At 37.1% G+C, this 21,312-nt stretch carries 12 protein-coding genes; 3 read left to right on the forward strand and 9 right to left on the reverse strand.

The window, feature by feature from the left end:
- Positions 1–19 precede the first annotated feature (19 nt).
- On the forward strand, positions 20–532 hold the full coding sequence (locus H6A61_RS03190) for a very short patch repair endonuclease (protein WP_204390892.1): 513 nt from the start codon (positions 20–22) through the stop codon (positions 530–532).
- An 85-nt stretch (positions 533–617) separates the two neighbouring features.
- Here the strand turns inward: H6A61_RS03190 and H6A61_RS03195 are convergent, their stop codons facing one another.
- The 3 genes from H6A61_RS03195 to H6A61_RS03205 all read right to left on the reverse strand — a co-directional run bounded on the left by H6A61_RS03195 (position 618) and on the right by H6A61_RS03205 (position 7,638).
- Positions 618–1,133: a hypothetical protein gene (locus tag H6A61_RS03195; protein ID WP_204390893.1), complete on the reverse strand. Its 516-nt coding sequence runs from the start codon at positions 1,131–1,133 to the stop codon at positions 618–620.
- Between the two features lie 43 nt (positions 1,134–1,176).
- Positions 1,177–3,366, reverse strand: coding sequence for an SF1B family DNA helicase RecD2 (gene recD2, locus H6A61_RS03200; RefSeq protein ID WP_204390895.1), 2,190 nt, complete (start codon positions 3,364–3,366; stop codon positions 1,177–1,179).
- A gap of 219 nt (positions 3,367–3,585) precedes the next feature.
- Positions 3,586–7,638: a hybrid sensor histidine kinase/response regulator transcription factor gene (locus tag H6A61_RS03205; RefSeq protein WP_430746768.1), complete on the reverse strand. Its 4,053-nt coding sequence runs from the start codon at positions 7,636–7,638 to the stop codon at positions 3,586–3,588.
- Between the two features lie 179 nt (positions 7,639–7,817).
- Here H6A61_RS03205 and H6A61_RS03210 point away from each other — a divergent pair, with 179 nt between their 5' ends.
- Together H6A61_RS03210 and H6A61_RS03215 are read left to right on the forward strand one after the other, a co-directional pair.
- Positions 7,818–10,349 (forward strand): DUF4962 domain-containing protein, encoded by a 2,532-nt coding sequence (locus H6A61_RS03210; protein ID WP_239469081.1) that lies wholly within the window; start codon positions 7,818–7,820, stop codon positions 10,347–10,349.
- A gap of 28 nt (positions 10,350–10,377) precedes the next feature.
- On the forward strand, positions 10,378–11,787 hold the full coding sequence (locus H6A61_RS03215) for an alpha-L-fucosidase (RefSeq protein ID WP_204390899.1): 1,410 nt from the start codon (positions 10,378–10,380) through the stop codon (positions 11,785–11,787).
- Between the two features lie 86 nt (positions 11,788–11,873).
- On the opposite strand, the gene H6A61_RS03220 is transcribed toward H6A61_RS03215, so the two are convergent.
- The 6 genes from H6A61_RS03220 to H6A61_RS03245 all read right to left on the reverse strand — a co-directional run bounded on the left by H6A61_RS03220 (position 11,874) and on the right by H6A61_RS03245 (position 21,307).
- Positions 11,874–14,417, reverse strand: coding sequence for a DUF4962 domain-containing protein (locus H6A61_RS03220; RefSeq protein WP_239469082.1), 2,544 nt, complete (start codon positions 14,415–14,417; stop codon positions 11,874–11,876).
- 182 nt (positions 14,418–14,599) lie between these two features.
- Positions 14,600–16,207 (reverse strand): DUF6562 domain-containing protein, encoded by a 1,608-nt coding sequence (locus H6A61_RS03225; RefSeq protein WP_204390908.1) that lies wholly within the window; start codon positions 16,205–16,207, stop codon positions 14,600–14,602.
- A 40-nt stretch (positions 16,208–16,247) separates the two neighbouring features.
- A complete protein-coding gene (locus H6A61_RS03230; protein WP_204390910.1) occupies positions 16,248–17,285 on the reverse strand; it encodes a DUF6562 domain-containing protein in 1,038 nt (345 codons plus the stop codon).
- Between the two features lie 22 nt (positions 17,286–17,307).
- Positions 17,308–18,243: a DUF3575 domain-containing protein gene (locus H6A61_RS03235; protein ID WP_239469083.1), complete on the reverse strand. Its 936-nt coding sequence runs from the start codon at positions 18,241–18,243 to the stop codon at positions 17,308–17,310.
- Between the two features lie 12 nt (positions 18,244–18,255).
- Positions 18,256–19,623: a sulfatase family protein gene (locus H6A61_RS03240; RefSeq protein ID WP_204390912.1), complete on the reverse strand. Its 1,368-nt coding sequence runs from the start codon at positions 19,621–19,623 to the stop codon at positions 18,256–18,258.
- A 4-nt stretch (positions 19,624–19,627) separates the two neighbouring features.
- Positions 19,628–21,307, reverse strand: coding sequence for a RagB/SusD family nutrient uptake outer membrane protein (locus H6A61_RS03245; protein ID WP_239469084.1), 1,680 nt, complete (start codon positions 21,305–21,307; stop codon positions 19,628–19,630).
- Positions 21,308–21,312 lie beyond the last annotated feature (5 nt).

The following is a 21,312-nucleotide window of genomic DNA, read 5'->3' on the forward strand; positions in this document are numbered from 1 at the left end:
GTGTAAAACCATAAGACTTATGGATAAACTAACCCAAGAACAACGTCATCGTTGTATGTCCGCTATAAAAGGTAAGGACACAAAACCAGAAATGACGGTAAGAAAGTTCTTGTTTAGCCGAGGCTTCCGTTATCGGCTAAACCATCCACGTTTACCCGGCCATCCTGATCTGGTGCTTCGTAAATACCGAACTGTCATTTTTGTAAACGGTTGCTTTTGGCATGGCCATGAAAACTGCAAATACTTTCATTTACCCAAAACCAATATTGATTTTTGGTCAAATAAAATAGAAAGGAATAAAGAACGTGACAAGGAAGAACAATGCCAACTTGCTTCTATGGGCTGGCATTGTATCACTGTCTGGGAATGCCAACTAAAGCCAAAAGTTCGCGAACAAACGCTTGAGTCATTAGCTTATACATTGAATCATATTTTTCTTGAAGATAGAAAAGTAAAAACATATAAATTAGTTGAAGAAAATGATTGTTTATTAGCAGCAGAAGATTCTGAATCCTATTCAACAGAGAAATAGAAAGAGTGATTCAATACTAGATTTATATTACTGTTGCCACATAACGAAATGTGTGTTTGTGTTAAGTCAAATTCCACATTCTACTCTAATCCCACCATAAAAACATCCTGTAAGTACGGATTAGATTATATAAATGCCAGGCTTTATGAATACGAAGACGTTCTTTATAAATTATTGACAGAGTATAATCTAAGTTGGAATTCGTAAAATCAAATTCAACGAAACGTCTGGCATTCTTTGTATTGACATACAGTTTCCTGCATGACAATATTCGGGAAGATCCATCCGCTCTATAAAGTTTACACCCTTTTCCATCCTTATACGGAACCAGGTTTAGATGACTGAGTTCGATATTGAGGTCGTCTTTTTCAAGAACTATATCCAACAGTCGGAGACATATTTTCAAATCTCGCCTCACATATTCAATACCTACGAAGGTATCCCTTTCCTTAAAATATTCTTCCATCTGCCGGAGTTTCATATACTCCATTTCAATCATGAATGAATAATCCCAGTCTCCTTCTTTTGACAGAAAGCGAGTCCAACTATTAATTTTTCTCCTTAAATGTCCAGACTCTGAACGGTCACGTTTCCTTTTCATAGAAAATCATATTTTGAATTAGATGCTTCAAATATTATATACATTATCCACGCTTTCCATAATCTGCATCCGGCTCAGCAGCCATAGATACTTTTACAGATTGACCTTCAAGCGCATTCAGGCGTTCCTTCAACTTTGTATTTCGTTTCAGCACCGACAAATTACGTATAGCAAAGCTCAATGCTTTTTTTGTTCCTACCAGCACACAGATTTTTTTAGCACGTGTAATTCCGGTATAAATCAGATTGCGCTGGAGCATTACATAGTGAGTCATCAACACAGGCATTACTACAATAGGGTACTCGGAGCCTTGTGACTTATGGATGGTAGTAGCATAAGCTAGTGTCAGCTCGTCCAGTTCAGATACATCATATTCCACCGTTCTTCCGTCGAAGCAGACAAACAATGTTCTGCCTTCCATATCTACTCTCTCTATATAGCCCAAATCACCGTTGAAAACCTCTTTATCATAATTATTACGCAACTGCATCACACGGTCCCCTTGACGGAATGAATATCCACTGCGGTTCAATGACACCTGCCCTGGGTTCAAGACAGTCTGTAACGCCATATTCAGGTTGGCGGCCCCTACTATCCCTCTCTGCATGGGTGTAAGGACCTGTATATCGCTTGTCGGACGCTTATACGCATTAGGCAGACGCTCCTTCACCAACTTCACAATTGTATCTACTGCCTGTTCCGGATCTTCCTGTTGAATAAAGAAAAAATCAGTGTTTTTACCGTTGCTTGTATCTGGGAATACACCTTTATTTATAGCATGCGCACTCATGACGATACGGCTTTCCTGTGCCTGGCGGAAAATACGTGTCAGACGGATGACGGGTATTCTCTTGCTGTCGATGATGTCACGCAGCACGTTTCCGGCACCCACACTCGACAACTGGTCGATGTCTCCTACCAATACAAGGCGCATGCCTGCCGGAATTGCCTTCATCAGATTGTTCATCAGCAAGAGGTCTATCATAGAACATTCATCTACAATGAGCGCATCTCCTTCCAAAGGATTATCATCATTACGTTTATATCCATCTTTAGGATTGTACTCCAACAGACGGTGGATGGTCTTGGCCTCCATCCCGGTAGCCTCACTCATGCGTTTGGCGGCACGACCGGTCGGTGCCGCGAGCAGAATGCGTAGGCCCATAGCTTTCAAGGCCGCTATAATACCTTGTGTGGTAGTAGTCTTTCCTGTTCCGGGACCTCCTGTAAGCACCATAACTTTAGAAGATACAGCCTTACGAATGGCTTCTGCCTGCACTTCGTCGTACTCTACACCAGTTTGTTTTGATATAACTGAAATATCAGGAATTATATTGAACAGATTGCCTTCCACACAGTCCAGCAATTTGTTCAGGCGATTCGCTGTACCGACTTCGGCATAATAGAACGGTGGCATATATATGGCTTCGGCATCAGCTATGAGGTCTTCACTCTGTAACATCTCGGATATAGCCTGACGAACGGGAGCCTCATCTGCATCCAGAAGTTCAATTGCAGATTTTACAAGCTGCTCTTCCTCGGCATAGACATTGCCTTCCTCAGCCATATGGCTCAGTGTGTATGTGACTCCACTTTTCAGTCTGCGCAGGTCATTCTTCTCATACCCCATTTTAGAAGCAATAGTGTCGGCTGTCTTGAAACCTATTCCCCAAATATCATCTGCCAGTTTATATGGATTGGTTTTCACTGTGTCGATACTTACCTTGCCATATTGTCTGTAAATCTTTGCGGCATAAGCGGTACTCACCCCATATCCCTGCAGGAAGAGCATTACATTTTTAATGTCCTTCTGTTTTTCCCAACTCTCAGCTATTTTCTCTACTCGTTTCTGGCCTATTCCCGGCACTTCATAGAGGCGTTTTATATCTGTCTCTATTATTTCGATAGTATCAAGACCGAAACGGCTCACGATGAGCTGTGCAAACTTAGGTCCGATACCTTTCACCAGTCCGCTTCCCAAATACTTTTCTATGCCGTAAAGAGTGGCAGGCATCACCTCTTCCCATGTCTGAGCCACGAACTGACTGCCATAGCGTTTATCTACCTTCCAGTCGCCCTCACACAAAAGCACACTCCCTGCCGGTACCTCCAGGAGATTTCCCACCAGAGTTACCAGTTCATCATAACCTTTCACCTTCACCCTCATCACCGAATATCCGTTCTCAGGATTCTGGTATGTGATACGTTCTACTACACAGCGCAGTTTTTGCATTTCTGTCTTTTCTTATAATACTTATAATGAATTCAGTTACAATAGAGCTTATAAAAAAATGCAACATTTTTCAGCTTTAAAAAACGCGGCTATTTTTCTAATATCATTCATCCTATCTATTCTTGCAGGCAAGCTGTAAATTATAATCAGTCTGAATCCTTACCAACACACAGCATTAATACCAAAAGCTGCTTCAAGGAAAAGCGTTTTAAAAACGCCTTACCCTTTCTTTACATATTCAGAAGGCATACAACCCATGTATTTTTTAAAACTCGTAGCAAAATATGCCGGAGTATTAAAACCTACCATTTCACTTACCTCAGTTATACTATATTTACCCTCTTTCAGTAGTTTACAAGCTTCGGAAAAACGTATTTTCCTTATAAAATCAGTAGTGCTTTCTCCTGTTATAGCCTTCATTTTCAAATGCAAAGTAGAACGTGACATATTCATTTCCGATGCAAATAAATCTGCAGAAAAAACAACACTGTCAAGATTCTTCTTTACAACAGCAACTGCTTTCTCCAAAAATTCTTTATCCAAAGTATTTAAAGCCAGCTTTTCCGGTTCTACATTAGTAGATTTGGAATAATACTCAACCGCCAAAGAATATGTGCGCAAGATATTCTTTATTTTCGTAAGTACAACTTCCATATAAAACGGTTTCGATATATAGTCATCCGCTCCTACTTTCAATCCTTCCAACTGTTCTTTTACTTCAGTCTTGGCAGAAAGCATTATAACAGGTATATGGCATGTCCTGATGTTTCTTTTAACGTCACGACACAATTTTATACCATCCACCAAAGGCATCATCACGTCCGACAATATCAAATTTACATCACATTCTTCCAGCATATCTAGTGCCTCCTTGCCATTGTTAGCCCTGATAACATCGAAAATGCCAGACAACCCGTCAACCAAATAATTCTGTATATCAATATTGTCCTCCACAACAAGTATAACCGGTCTTTTATTATTTGCAGATGCGTTTACATCAGCCGACGTATTTTCTTCTTGTAAAGCCTCATCTGTTTCATGATTTCCGGCAGATACCAGATACATCTCCTGTGAATTGGTAGAATACACCTGTTCATTTTCGTTTACAATACCATCTGAATAAGAAATTTCATCCTTAGAATAAGCACTTTCCAAGGAAGGAAGTTTGATATAAAAAGTACATCCCTCACCCAAAGCACTTTTAAAAGTTATTTCTCCATGATGCAATTCGACAAGTTTTTTTACCAGCGAAAGACCAATACCACTTCCTACATGCTCATTGTCAATCTGATAAAAACGCTCAAAAATGAACTTCTGCTTTTCAACAGGAATACCCTTACCGGTATCGCTTACTTCAAATAAAAGTGTACCATTTTCCTCATCTACCTTTATTGTTATAGAGCCACAGGCAGAAGTGTACTTAAATGAATTTGACAACAAATTATTCAGTATCAACTCAATATAGTTTGCATCACACCACACTTCTTTTCCATCAAGCCTATTTTCCAGATGATAATCTATACCTGATGAGTTTGCCAGTGATTCATAACATCTGAATATACGCAATACTGTATCATCCAATACTTGTTTTTTTACCTTTAACTTAAATACTCCAAGCTCTGCCCTACGGTAGTCCATCAATTGATTTACAAGATGCAGTAACCTGTTGGCATTATCATTTATATATTTAATTTTTGAAAGGACAGCCTTATCGGTTATATCTTTTAACAAATCTGATAAAGGCGCAAGAATAAGAGTAAGCGGTGTACGCAATTCATGAGAAATATTTATAAAAAAACGCAACTTCATCTCATTCACCTCTTTTATACGCTCTTTGTCAACCCGTTCCATCTCAAGCTGAATTCTCATACTCTTTTTCATCCAGAAATACCTGAATAAAAGTACAGATAGCGCAATAAATATAATAGTATATAAAAGTTTTGCCCACCAGGTGACATACCATGCCGGAAGGACTTCTATATTCAATGTAGTAGGATTATCGTTCCACACTCCGTCACGATTTGATGCCTTTACCTTAAATGAGTAATTACCAGGCTCAAGATTTGAATAAGATGCCGAACGTTTATTATTATCAGTGTAAACCCAATCCTGATCCAATCCTTCAAGTTTATAAGCAAACTGATTATGTTTGCCTGAGATATAATCGGCAACTGTAAAATACAGAGAAATCATAGTCTGGTCTGATTTCAATGTTATATTATCAGTCTCGCTGATATGTTTTGTCAACACTCCTGTATTATCATCCGGACGGACACTTTTATTCATTATCTGCATATCGGATATCAATACAGACGGAATGAAAGGATTTGTAGGAAATATAGAAGGGTTAAAGACTGTTATTCCATTTATTCCGCCAAAATACATTTTTCCACTTTTAGTCTTACAGTATGAATATGATGTAAACTGATTACTTTGTATGCCATCTATATTCGTAAAATTACGGAAACTGTTTTCTGATGGATTATAACATGACAAACCATAATCAGTACTTATCCAAAGATTATTATCATCATCTTCCAATATTCCATATACTACATTATTCGGAAGTCCGTCCTTAACATCATAATTTTTCAAGCTGGCCTGCCTTTCATCAAAGATATATAGCCCTTTTCGTGTTCCTAAAAGAAAATTTCCCTTACTGTCTTTTGTTATAACATTAATATGAGTCCTCTCTAAGATATTATCATCTGGCAATATTTTGCAATCTTTCAGAACATCATCTTTTATTTCATAAACTCGTACCCCCTCAATCGTTCCTACCCACAAACGTTCCAATGAATCCATAAAAACCGTCACAATACGCTTTTCAAAATCTTTTCCATCGTCATATTTCAAACGTTTGAACTTTTTTGTCCTGATATTAAAGGAAACAATGCTACCAGTTACGGAGCCACATATAAGTTCCTCTCCGTTTTTCATAGGCAATATACCATAAATGCCTCTTCCGGTCTGCATCTCATCTCCAGGTCTATAATTACTTATTTTTCCGGTTTTAATGTCTATTACGTCAAGCCCCCTTGATGCATGTGCTCCTACATATACCTTTTGATTTACACTATCTATATATATAGACTTTATATCATTGGATGTGAGACCTTCTTTTACTGTATAATGGACAAACTTATCTTTCAATGTATTGTATTTATTAATTCCGCCATCATTAGTTCCTATCCATAAATTAAAATCTTTATCTTCTACTATACAACTTACCACATTGTCACTCAAAGAATTGTAATATGGTATATTTCTGATATTAGTAAACCTTTGTGACAAAGGATGATAGTAATTCAATCCTCCAAAATATGTACCTACCCACATACCTCCCTGCCTGTCTTTAAACAGACTCCTTACTGATGTATGTGAAAGACTTCCATCATTGGTATTTTCGCTATTGTAGATTGAAAAACTGTCATTCTTTTCATCATATATATTAAGAGCATTTAAGGTACCAATCCATAAGTGACCGAACATATCTAATGACAATGAACGTATATAATCAGAACTCAATCTAGAATTTTTGCTATTAAAGACTTTATACTCGCCGTTTTTTGGATTTATTTTGTAAAGTCCTTTCCCTTCAGTTCCCATCCATAATTCAGAATCTGAAACTTCAAGTATCGATAAAATCATATGCAAAGAGTAATCTCCCTTCATAATAGGCTTTACTACCTTCTCTTTCAAAGAATAAACATACAGACCTTCATATGCACCTACATAAAGCTTATCATCGAATTTTCGTATTGTTCTCGGTCTTATATGAGGGAATTTGGCTAATAAAGATATGTCTTCGAACACATTCTTTACAGAATTAAATACTTTCAGTCCCGTATCAGTAGCAACCAACACTTTATTTTTATCAAGACATACTACATCCCAAACTCCGTTTGCTGTACCATTTGTATAAACAAAATTACTAAACCTGTCTAATGCAGAATTATAAACAGACAGTCCACTACTTGTACCTATCCACACCTTACCTTCGGAATCGATATCCAACGATCGGATCACATCACTTCCTATACTTAAAGAGTCATCATCGTCATGATGATATACCATGAATTCATATCCGTCATACAGACACAATCCATTATATGTAGCTACCCATAACCTCTCTTTATTATCTTGAAGTATATCAACTACAGTACTGTTTGATAATCCATCCTCTAATCCTATCTTTGAGAATTTAATTTTTTCGATGGCACTTATTGTAGAAAATAAAAACGAAAGTATAAAAAACAAATGTAGTTTCATGGTCATTTATGATTTTACGGTGTACAAAATTAACTTTAAATCCGGTTTTTACATAATATAATATCAACATAAATCCAGAATCAAACAAATTCACCATATTTTTAAACACCATCGAAAGTCTTTCTCTTTCATGAGAACTATTTTTGCAGAAAACATTTTACCTAAATAAAACTTATTTTATGAACAAACATTATTTTTTATCCAAAACCATCATCTCACTACTGTGCTTGTTGATGTTTTCTACAATCGTTATAGCACAAAAAACATCATTGACGAGAGTTCATGAAAATGTAAGGGAAACGGCCTATCCACAAAAATTCCATACCTTGTACATAAATCCGTCGCCACTTATTATCCCTGAAAGAATGAAAACCGATGAACTGATACAATTCGAATTAAGTATGGATTCCGCTTTTCCTGAAAATGCTACAATCACCTCAGCCCCCAAACCATGGCTCATGTTTAATCCTCACCGTATTCTTAAAACAGGAAAATGGTTCTGGAGAGTAAGGAATATCACATCTAAAGGCGAAAAAAAAGAATGGAGCGAAACTTTCGAGTTTACCGTAACAGGCGAAGAGCCACAATTTGTAACTCCAGAATTCGATGTATTCTATAGAAATATGCCTAAAGGATATCCACGCTTATACTGTTTCCTCGAAAAAGATCTGAAGGATGCAAGAAAAAACATAACGTCGCATCCCGAATATAAAGATATGACAGGGCGTGCCAATACAGCTATGAAATCAGATTTTGACACAGCCAAGAACACGTATCGAAATGCAAGAAAGAATAACTCTTTTATCGTATGGCTTAACACAGCGTACCTTCTAACCGGAGATACAAAATACTCCGACAAAATGGTAACATATGTACGAAATCTCATAAACAGTAAATTAGACCCCAAACTACTCAAAGATGATTTCTATTCAGGAGAACTTATTGAAAGTCTTCTGTACATATATGATTCATGCAACAAAATACTTTCAACAGATGAACTTGACAAAATTGAAGCTATGGTCTTTGAGGTAGCGAAAGGCCACCACATGGTACAAAGGCAAGGACATGAAGAGACACATATATTCAACAATCATTATTGGCAACACTGTTTCAGACAAATGATGCAGGTAGGCTTAATGTTTGCAGACAAAAACAAAACCGCATACGAAATGCTGGAGTACTGCTATGAAGTGTGGACTGCAAGAGCTCCTGCATCAGGTTTCAACCGCGATGGTGAATGGCATAACGGAACCGGATATTTTACCGCTAACACTCATACCCTATATTATGTACCAAGTTTGTTTTCCTATATAACAGGGACAGACTTTCTCAAACATCCATGGTATCAGAATGCCGGACGCTCACTGTTATATGCTTTTCCTGTAGGGACTATGAGTGCAGGATTTGGTGATGGTAACGAAAGACAACCTATTCCTGACAGACAACGAATGGCATTCGTAGATTTTCTTGCGCGTGAAACAGGCAATCCATATGCTGCATGGTATGCAAATCACTGTAGCAGACAAGTTAGAAGTGACTTTGAAATGAGACTGTACCGTATGGCCCGCAGCAACAAAACATATTCACAAAGCAAGGAATTACCTAAAGACAGACCTAATGCTGTATGGCTGGAAGATATAGGTGAAGTTTTGGCACATTCTGCCATACAAAACACCAACCGAAATCTTTTTCTCAGTTTCCGTTCAAGCCAGTTCGGTTCAGGAAGTCATACCTTGGCCGATCAGAACAGCTTTAACTTACACTTCAGAGGCGTTCCGGTATATCGTTCTACAGGATATTATCTGAACTTCAGTGATGCGCATAACCTTATGTCATACAGACATACACGTGCACATAATACGATATTAGTAGATGGAATAGGACAGCCTTTCACTACACGTGCCTACGGAAAGATAACACGTATGCTGAACGGCGAGAACATCACCTATGCACTTGGTGATGCTTCGAATGCATATTGCGGAACAAGTGAATATCCTATGTGGATAGAAAACTTTAAGAAGGCTGGAATTACTCAGACTCCTGAGAACGGCTTCGGAGAGACACCACTAAAAAAATACAGAAGACATATATTTATGTTGCATCCAAACATTGTAGTGATATATGATGAATTGGAAGCCACCAAGCCTGTCACATGGGACTGGATGCTTCATAGTCCGGTGAAATTCAATATCGACAATAAAAATAACAAACTTACTACGAGATATGACAGCAAGAACTTTACATCAATAGCACAAATATTCAGTAACCAGTCTTGCGAAATTAGCCAGACAGACCAATTCGTATGTCCACCTGATCCCAAAAAGATGAAAAAAGGTCAGGAAGACAAATACGTAAACCAATGGCACATGACAGCAAAATTCCAACCAAGTAAAGCCAACCGCATTCTTACCATTATAAGGATACAACCTGATGAACAAAAAGAATTAAATGTAAACAGAAAAGGTAATATATTCAGTTGTGAAAAATGGAATATAGAAGCGGAACTTGACCCTAGCAAATCCGCAAGCCTACGTATTGTAAATACAAGAAACAATGCCACTTTCAGTCTCGGAAACGGTGATGTGAAAATATGCGATACTACATACCAACGTCTGGAAGAAGGTTCATCAGTATTATACGACAATATTGATGGTGAATGGCTGGTACATGAGATGTCTGATTATGAACCGCTAATAACAGGAGCAAGATAAAAAAAGGACAAATAAATATTAAAATGAAATGAAAACTATTATAAAAATCACATATGCAATTGTGGTATTTGCCGTTTCAACCGGTTTTTCTTATGGACAGCATTTCATTGATAAGAAAGAAACAGATGTACACCTGATGTCTGAAACATATCAATGGCCTACAGATCCTGATGTATTAGAAAAACTTGATAAATGGCAAGACCTGAAATTTGGGGTAATATTTCACTGGGGACTTTATTCTGTAGAAGGGATAAACGAATCATGGCCTCTCTGCTCAGAAGAACGTTTCTACAACAGAAGAAAAAAAATCCAGCCTGACATGAACTACGAACAGTTCAAGCAATGGTACTGGAACCTGAGCCAAAAATTCAATCCTACAGAATTTAATCCTGAAGAATGGGCCGATATAATGTCTGACGCCGGAATGAAATACATTGTATTCACTACTAAGCATCACGAAGGTTTCTGTATGTTCGACACACAGACTACAGATTTCTCAATTACTAAAGGTCCGTTCAAAAACAATCCTCTTAAAGATGTAACATACCATGTCTTTGATGAGTTCCGTAAAAAGAATTTCATGATTGGAGCCTATTTTTCCAAACCGGACTGGCACAGCGAATTTTACTGGAATCCGGATATGGCAACTCCGGACAGAAACGTAAATTACAAAATAAAGCAACATCCGGAATGGTGGAAGGGGTTCAAGAAATATACAGCTCAACAAATAGACGAACTTACTACCAAGTATGGCAGAATTGATATCTTATGGTTAGACGGAGGACAAGTAAGACCTGAAAACGGACAAGATATAGAACTTGATAAAATAATAGAAAAAGCACGAAAGACTCAAAAGGGAATGCTTGCCGTTGACCGTACGGTTCCGGGAAAAAACGAGAACTATGCAACACCGGAAATGAGAATTCCGCCAAAACAGCTGGATTACCCATGGGAAAGCAACATCCAGCTTACCAAAGGATGGGGATGGAGAGAAAAGACAGAATACAAGTCGGCTAGATGGATAATCAATACTCTGATTGAGATTACCGCAAAAGGAGGGTCATTCCTTGTAGGCGTAGGCCCTACCCCACAAGGAACAATAGAAGAAGAAGCTGTTATACGGCTTAAAGAAACCGGACAATGGCTGAAAAACTACGGAAAGGCTATTTATTCAACAAGAATAACACCAAATTATAATGATGGAAACACATGGTTTACATCTTCGAAAGACAAGAAAACCATATACGCCATATATGCTCTTCCTGAAGGAGAAAAGCTTCCTAAAACCATATCATGGAAAGGCAACATGCCTAAAGGTAATATCCGCATTGTAAATAACAACAGAAAAGTAAAATATTCATGCGACGGTGATAATGTAACCGTTACTCTTCCTGAAGGATTGAAAGATGAACCAATAGCGTTATATTTCAAAAAATAAAGATTACGTAAAATAAACAACAGGTTGTCAGATTATGGAATCATAATATTTGACAACCTGTTTCATTTATAAATAATAAATCGTTTCTAATTTGATATTCTGCTTGAAATTTGCCAAATATCAATTTGCTCATCAGTGGTAAATACACCATTAACTTTATCATAAAGAATAGATGAATTTACGTATTTTCTATTATATAACTCACCTTTTAAGAGCGGATTATCTGAACCATAGCTATAAGCAGCTCCATTTACCAAATTCCTTACAAACAATTTCACTGGCTTATCTGCCGACAGATTTACATCTATCTTCCACTGCCCCAATTCAATGCTTCCATTATTATTTTTGACTTCTAATGCTGTTTTTCCAGGTTTCATTATCTGAATTACTGTCAGGAACCTACATGCCGACTTATCTTCAACTGTTGCCGTAAGATGCCATTGATTAGGATAATCAGATGTTGACGATGTAACAGGAGGAACAACAAACTTATCAGTCTGCGTAATATTGACATCGTTTTCACTAAACATTTGTGCCACTGCTGTTACTCCGTCTGACGTACGCGATGTAAAAGACAATCCATCAATATCAAACATTGATTTGCTATGAAGCAACCACTCCCACTTTACCGGTGACAAGGCTTCAAGCTCATCATAAATAAGTATTATATTCGGATTAAGCATAAACATCTGTCTTCTGTATTTAGTAAGCGGGGTACTTCCAAATCCGAACTCCGGTGTCTGACTTATTCCTGCATTAGCAAAAGCATTTACCCATAATTCATCATCAGTAATTCCGCTATACGCCTTTGATGCATCTCCCAGACAATAACTGATGTTACTTCCACTACCAGCACGCATTATCATGCCATAACCTTTAGTGGAAAACGGCTGACCAATACCATTTACAAGAATTGTATTGTGTGCCCGGGTATGTCTGTAAGACATAATGTTATGCGCATCACTAAAGTTCAGATAATATCCTGAATGATAATAGACTTCTTTTCCACCATATAGAAGATTAAAGCTGTTCTGATCGGCCAAGGTATGACTACCCGAACCGAATGTGCTAGAGCGGAAACTTAGTGTCATATTATTTTCCATATATTCCAAATCGCTGTGCATCACTACTTCACCTATATCCTTATACCACTTCATCTTAGGAGCATCAGCAGGCAAAGACATATTATATTTTTCGGTGTTGGCCATTCTGTATAGCCTGAGATCAATATCCTGCTTTATCAAATCAGAACATTGTCCGGCATACCAACCTGCATACTGGTCGCCTGTTTCCCTAGCCAGAAAATCAGCAAAGGCAGCACGCTGTCTTCCTGGTTCATCACGTTTCTCGCTACCGTCGCCGAAGCCTGCACTTTTTGAATTAGGAGGCCAACTGTAAAGCAGATATTGTCCTGCATTCTGATACCACGGATGTTGAAGGTAGTCAGCATGCGATATGTATGACAAAATCATTGGCATATAGTATAATGTCTTTATATTGGCTTCGAAATATCCTGTACCATTTATCCATGCACCATCTCTATTAAAACCCGAAGCAGGAGCTCTGGCAGTCCACAGTTCATAATAATATTCCAACATTTCCAACATAATATCTGCATAAGAAGGATTATCATACATACACAAAGCAATCTGAAACAACACTCTCATATTTTTTTGCCAAAAATGATTATCGAATATATGATTTTCCTGCATTCCGCAGTACATTCTGAAATAATATTCGGCAATACGATACAGTTGTTCATCAGCAATAGATTTTTTATCAGCGGGTAGTTTATCATATAACAAATCATATGGAGCAAGAATACCGTATGCAATATTAGTTGACGAAAAATTGTCCTTGAACAAGTCCGAGTCACTATATGGATTGTCTATAAAAAGCATAAATATTTCTTCCATCTTTTTCAAGTACTGTTCGTCTTCGGTAATCATATATGCCTGATAAAGATATTCCACATTCATTGCTACAGTTTCCAATCCTGATTCACTGAAAGGGAACATCAGAGATGCATAATCAATGTCCAAAGCCGATTTTGCACGTGACACCAATGCTTTAAACTCGGGATGTGAAGTTGCCTTCGCTCTTGCATCACTCATATAAGGACTAAGGAAACAGTATAAACGCGGAAACTGCTTGGGAAGATTTGATTTAAACGTTTCAAATACAGGTGTCAGGAAAACCGGAGTATCATCTTTCACCTCGAACGGTATGGACTCACTCCATTCACCATAATTCTGATCTGCACATACATTACGATATCTCCAAAACCACTTTCCTGGAGACAAACTGAAATGTGGATTATACATACACCATTTTTGCAGTTCAGATGTTATGGAATTTTCATTACCAAAGCTATCATCCTGCGAAAGCTGGAATTGCAGGAACTCCCCTTTCTTCATTTCCTGAGGGACTATCAAAGGAGACGGGTTTATATACAACTCATTTGACATTTTTGGATATGGCTGAGTGCGAGTTTTATCATGCCATGCATCCGGAATATCCTGTTTTTGAGATTCAATAGGCAATGGTATCTCTGTCTTATCAGAACACGAAGTCATAACAAAAAAGGCTCCTATAATCCAAAATACATTCTCTACTATTTTCATCATCATTTTAAATATTGTTTAAATTGTATTCTACAAACAATACAATAACTTCAAGAAAAAGAAAATGCACCTCTAATTTATATGATAATTCCATATCATAATTATTATAAAGGTGCACTTAATATGCTGTCAAACAGCTAACTGATTATATATTACCCTATTGAAAACTTACTAATTATTACACTATTTTATTTCGAAAATATTGTGATAACAGGACGGATGGCAAATGTTGACGCCTTTGAATCTACACTTACTCCAAATGCCTTACTTATGGTTTCGGCACCATCAGCAAATGATGTTTGTACAGCCATAACCTGACCGCTTTTGGTCACTGAACTGGACATTACATTTGAAGCACTTGTATGAGTTCCGAACCAGGACTTATCTGTAGTCATTAAACTGCTAAGAAGACCTGCAAATTCTTCATCTTTTGTTATAGAAGAAGGTTCTTCACTTTCCACTCCTGTATATCCCAAAGTCATACCCATAACATCAAGCAACTGACGTGAAGAAGGTATATACCAATCACTGACATTCTTCAATCCAGAAACTGAATTAGTAGTTTTCCATGCTTCATATTCAGTCATCAACTGTGAACTGCTCAAAGAATTCGTATTTACAGCTTCCATAAATTTCTGTGTATAAACATAACCATTATAATCATCGGCAGCCCATGGAGTTTCAATACCTATTGAAGTCAAATCAAGAGGAGTTTCGACAGTAGTAAAAGCCTTACGGGCAACACTGCTCAACCCCATAGCATATCCCCAGATTTTTTTACCATTAAAATTTTCACCATAATTAGAAGGAGTATCGCTACCTTTGGCTCCTACAGCAAATACTATTGCTATAGAATTATCTGCTGCATAAGTATCTGAGAAAGTTCCATCTTTCTGAAGGAACTGACCAATCTTTGGAGCATCTGGATCTACATACTCATCATCAATATCCACGTCAACGTTGACATTTCCATCCGCCGAGGCAAAATCTATAGTAGCAGTCACTTCATAATTAGCATCCAATGGAATACTCTGTCCCTTAACAGTATGAGTTTTATCACCAACAGTCATAGATATATCACCTAACTTATTATCATTAGAAGCAGCAAACACATAATTATAGAACCATGTTGAATTGGCTTTATCTGCAGGAGCTGCATTTTCTAATTTTATTTCCTGAGTGGAAGCTGTAGTATTATCTTTTACATTGAATCCTGACGGTACTGAATATGTAATACTCAACGATGCAGCATCGTTTACAGTCTGTTGTTTTTTATCAACAATAGTTAGTTTTGTAAACGGACGTTTAAGAGTTACCGAAGATACTCCATTTAAAGCCTTTCCATAGAAGGCATCACATGCTGTATTGTTGAAAATAGAGTTTTCTGTTACTTTGTAAGAGATATTTGCCAGATCGGTTGTTGTATAATATTTGTCAGCATAGTTATCTGCCTCTTCAGTAACTTCATCAATATAGTCAGCCCAGAAATAACAGGTATAGATATTCTCTGCAGGAGTAAAAGAAAAACGGAAAGCACCATTTACTTCTGATCCTGTTGCTATTTTCTCAATTCTCAAATCTTCGGCAGAAGAATAATCAACCAGCATAATGCAACGTAAAGAGTGACCTTCAGGAGGTGTAGGCAAGGCACGTGACTCGCTACTGTTTATAATAGAAGGTACATTAACAGTCATTGTTACAGGAGCAAGCGACTCGGAATTTGTCAAACTTTCCTGAACACATGAAGATAGCCCCATTAGCAAAGCTGAAGCTGCAAAAAATAAATTTCTTTTCATAATTACTTATTTTTAGTCATTAAATTATATAATAAAAATATTATTCTACCGGTACTTCTACTTCTGCATTTCCTCCAAAATCTGTATCTACATCTACACCATCACCTGGCTTTGTTGTAAGGAAATCAAAAGTTATTTTCTCATTTTCTGTATTCTGAAAAACAAGATTGAATGTGGAAGAAGCAAGTTCTACTTTTTTATTCGGATCTGTTACATCCTCAACTTTTAATGTTACCGAAAGAGGAGATACAGAATTTCTCGAACGCACATCATCAACAAACACATAATCAAATAATAATGAAAGTTCTTTTTGATTATTTTCCGGCCGCTTGATAGTACGGCTGAAAGACTGGAATTTAAAAGCCTCTTTTGTAATACCGTCAAGTGCATTGAATCCTGTTGGAACATAATCATTATAAGTCAATGTCAACTGGATACTTTCAGTATGTGGATTATTGTCAAGAAATTTCTGTACATCAGTAGCAACAAGTTCATAACGAATCATTGGTGATATGGTTTTTACTTCAACAGGAACCGTTTCACCCCATCTATCTTTGTACTCTGTAAGATCAAGTTCTTCTGAACTATAATATGCTTTCTTATACTCTGAGTTACCTAAATAATTATTATTGCCTTTTCTGATCAAAATAAGGCCCTGATCAGTATATATATCATATATAGGATTTTCATCTTCGCAATAATAATCTACCCAAGTTACAAGAGTATATTTGCGTGCGTGAAGTTCAAGCTTTACCTCTGTTTGCAAACGATTAGTCAACGGCTTGTCCTCATAAATTATTTTCTGAGCTCTTAGTTCCCTACCTTCATAGGCAGCAACAACGATTCTATGCTTATATATTTTCTCTTCCAAACGTGAATCCAAATCTACGTTTCCAGCCTCAGAACTGCCAAGATCTACAGAAACCACAGCATTCACAGTTACCAAAGTCGGATCTATTCCTATTTCTCCATTTTCAGTCATTTCAGGATATTCCATAAGGCAACTGTTCAACAAAACCGGACAGGCAGCAATTATAATAAAGCGTACAAGCCTATTTATTAATATATTCTTTTTCATTCTTCAAAGTTTAAATGGTCAATTAAAATCGGTAAACTAAAGAAATTCCCAACTTAGTTATACCCCAGTAATTCAATTCATCCGTACAGATCTTAGCACCATTGTCAATGTTATAGAATTCATCGAACTTCATATTGGCATAACCAACCCCTAAAAGAAACTCTGCGCCCCAATGTTCAGAAAAAGGTAACGAGTATCCATAAGTCAAACCTGCACCAAGGAGTGGACGTCCGGCTGTCTGATAACGAATATCTTTCCATTTCACATTAAAGACTCCAGCATGAGCATGAACACCTACAAAATGCCCTTTACCCACATTTTTCATCCACCATCGGACTTCCGGCTGAAAAAGTACAAGTCTCACTCCATGTTCTCTTTCAATATCCCATAAACTCCAGTCGAAAGGAAGCTCTAAAGAAAGTTTCCTATGTAATTGAATGTCTGCTGAAAGATTTGCTACAGCACCAGCCCAATATGCAAAATTTGTCTTAACCGAGACATAACGTTTACCTATTCCTGTGTCTTTAACCGACTTTTTATCTGTACTTTCTTTTTTAACTGACTCTTTTTCTACCTTTTTCCCAATATTTATACGTGTCTTTGTTCCTTTTGTTTTAAGTGGTTTTTGATAAGAATATGTATCAGTACTTTTTAATTCACTGCCAGAAACATTATATTCAACATTGGATTCTTCTATTACTTCCTCTTCTTTTATACTACTTATTTCATTTGAAATAATCTCATTACTTTCAGATAATAAAGAATTATTATCTACCATTATTTCTGATTCTGTAGTAAAAGAAGCGGCATTATAAAAAGAATCGGTATCTGAAGTACTTTTCTCTTCCATCGCTAATGAAATATGTTCTGACTTAATCTGTTGTTTTTCGCTACAACTAAAAGTCATAAAAACTGATAAAAATAAGAGATTCGCAATCATATTATATTTCATTTTCATTTATCATAATTATTAATCTTTCGGTATAAATTTCAAATTTGATGCTTCAACTGCAGTATTATTACTCATCCATTCAGACAGTACTTTTCTGTGAGCCTGCAATATTTGCAAGTATTCATTCTCAACAGCCAAATTAACCATCTCACTTCTATCATCCTGCATATCATATAACTGCTCTCTATAAAGTCCCTTGTCATAAAGTACATACTTATATTTATCTGTTCTTACCATCCAGCCTTTTGTTCCTCCTCCAGTTTCCGTAAACACAGTTTCTGAAACTACATACGGGCGATGTGGTGCATTCAAATCTCCTTTTTCTGCAATATTTCTCACACTCAGCCCTTTTCTTCCTGATGGGAGTTCAGTTCCTGCCCAATCACAAACACTAGGCATAATATCAATACCATTGCTTACAAACTGCGACAAGACCTTGCCTGAATTCTTACCACCGGGAAGACAAACTATAAAAGGAACATTAACTATTTCTTCATAAAGTGCTGTCTTCTGATTCCATTGGTGCGCACCTTGGCCGTCACCATGATCACTTGTAAATATAATTACAGTGTTTTCCCACAAATTCTGGCGATCTATTTCATCCAGTATCTTTCCTATCTCCTTATCGACAGTTTCCACGAGTCTGAAATAAGCATTTCTATATCTACGCCAGTCGTCAAACGTATAACCGCTTGTAGGGGCAAGACGATAAACTAAAGATTTCTCATACTTCAGCACATCTGCATCATAAGGTGCTATTTGAAAATTATCAGGAAGATTTGGACAATCACCTATTTCAGGTTCTTTTATATCCGCATAAGGAGTATTCTGCTTACGCGCATACTCACATATATTATGAGGATTGTCAAAAGATGCTACCAGAAAGAAAGGGGTATCGTGTTTTCTTTTCAAGAAACCAACACAAGATTCTGCCAGTCCAAAATCATTATGTAAATGCAAACGTTCAAACCCAAATGATTTTTCTTCGGGCAATGAATTAGTATGTACATGCCATTTTCCTGCATATGCACATTCATATCCTGCATTACTCACTATCGTACCAAGAGTGTTTTGCACAAGCGAATCCGGCAAAGGGAGACCATTTGCAATCTGCCCTATTTCACTCGGCATATATCCGGTAAAAATAGAAGAACGAGAAGGACCACTTATAGGAAATGTACAGTAGGCATTCTCAAAACGTACACCTCTACTGGCCAACTTATCCATGTTGGGAGTATATAAATCAGGATTACCTGCACAACTCATAGCATCAGCTGATTGCTGGTCTGTCATTATTAGAATGATATTAGGCTTCTCCTGTTTGGCAAACACACTTACCGGAATCATTATCCCCAATATCATTACGTTTGGTATAAAAAACTTCATAGTATCAATATTTAGGATTATTAATATTATTCAACTTATAATTTATTTGCATTTCATCCAATGGTATTGGGAAAAGTTCGTGTTTACCTTTTTCATAATTATCTCCAGCTATATAAGCTTTCTCCGAACTGGCATTTACTACTGATTTATCACCTGTAAGTTTTACTGCTTCAGCAAGAATTCCCCATCTGACAAGATCGAATCTTCGATGAAGTTCGAATGCCAACTCAAAACCTCTTTCCCAATACAATGCAGTACGAATACGCCCTTGCTCATTTCCGTCGTCTATAAAAGGAAGATCATAAACCTTCGGAGCTTTATAAAAGTCTGAATAATTAGAAGAATTTATCTGAGTAGCCTCAGCACGTTCTCTTACTTTATTAATAAGAGACCATGCCTCCGTTGTTTTCCCTAGTTCATTATAAGCCTCAGCAGCCATAAGAACAACATCAGCATAACGTATATTGCAGTAATTTACGTCAGTCAGATTTGGATCTCTATAACCGACAGGCATCCATTCTCTTCTCCATTTTCCCGGATACCAATTCTTCTTACTTCTTTCCTGACTTACCTTTACGTGATTATACTTTTCTTTATCCCACTCATATTTATAACGGCAAATCATGACATCCCGACGTTTGTCGTTTGAGTCAAAAAAATCATACCATTCCGGAATTACACGAAACAAGGCATTAGCTCGTCCCATATACTTTTTACTTTCTGTATTTTTAATTACAGGTGCATCAACATAAGGACCATTGTAAGTTCCCCAGTATCCTCTTGCTCCTGTTTTACCATCAAGCGTATAAAAAGCAACCTCAAATATACTTTCCTTAGTATTTAATTTACCTGCAGAAAAGCTCTTGAAAAGTTCTTCATACCCACCTTCATAAAATCCATGATTACTTTCTGCAAAAGCCTCCCATTCTGAGACAATCTGATTATAGTACTCATGTCTTATTTCATCATCTGGTCTGGTAAGTTCACCGTTCATATTAAGGCTATAACCAGCTCTGAAAAGCAAAGCTCTCATAAGTAAAGCTCTAGCTGCACCTTGAGTTGCACGTTCTGGCGAATCCGCTTCGGTAGCCCACTCGAGATGTGACTTGGCAAAACAAAGATCATCAACTATCTGATTATAAATTTCATCACGTGAAGTTCTTGGCTGATATGTATCTTCATAATTTGTGGTATAGAATGTCTTATATGGAACATCACCCCAATATTTAACAAGATTGAAAGAAAAGAAAGCACGCAAGAATTTTGCTTCAGCCACTAAACTCTGTAAGACTGCAGATTTACTGTATCCTTTCATTTGTTCTATTCCTTCAATCATATAATTGGCACGTTCCAATCCCTTATAAGTATCATTCCAAACACTTTCTACGTATTTATTTGTTGTGGAAAGTCTATAATGAGAAATATCCCTTCTGGCATTATCTGAATTTGTTCCACTAACATAATAAGTATCATCTGAAGAAGCAAAAGCCATTTCATTATCACCATACAAAGAAGGCAAAACATTATATATTCCCACTATTCCCATCTCTGCGTTTTCTTCCGATTTGAAGAATTCCGATTTCTCGTAATAGGAAAGAGGTCTTTCTGTCAGTTTATCCTCACACGATGAAGCAAACAATATAACAGATACACTAATCAATATTTTTTTAATAACAGCTATCATGATTA

Origin of the sequence: Bacteroides caecigallinarum, assembly GCF_016901995.1 — a bacterium.
GTDB lineage: Bacteria > Bacteroidota > Bacteroidia > Bacteroidales > Bacteroidaceae > Phocaeicola > Phocaeicola cellulolyticus.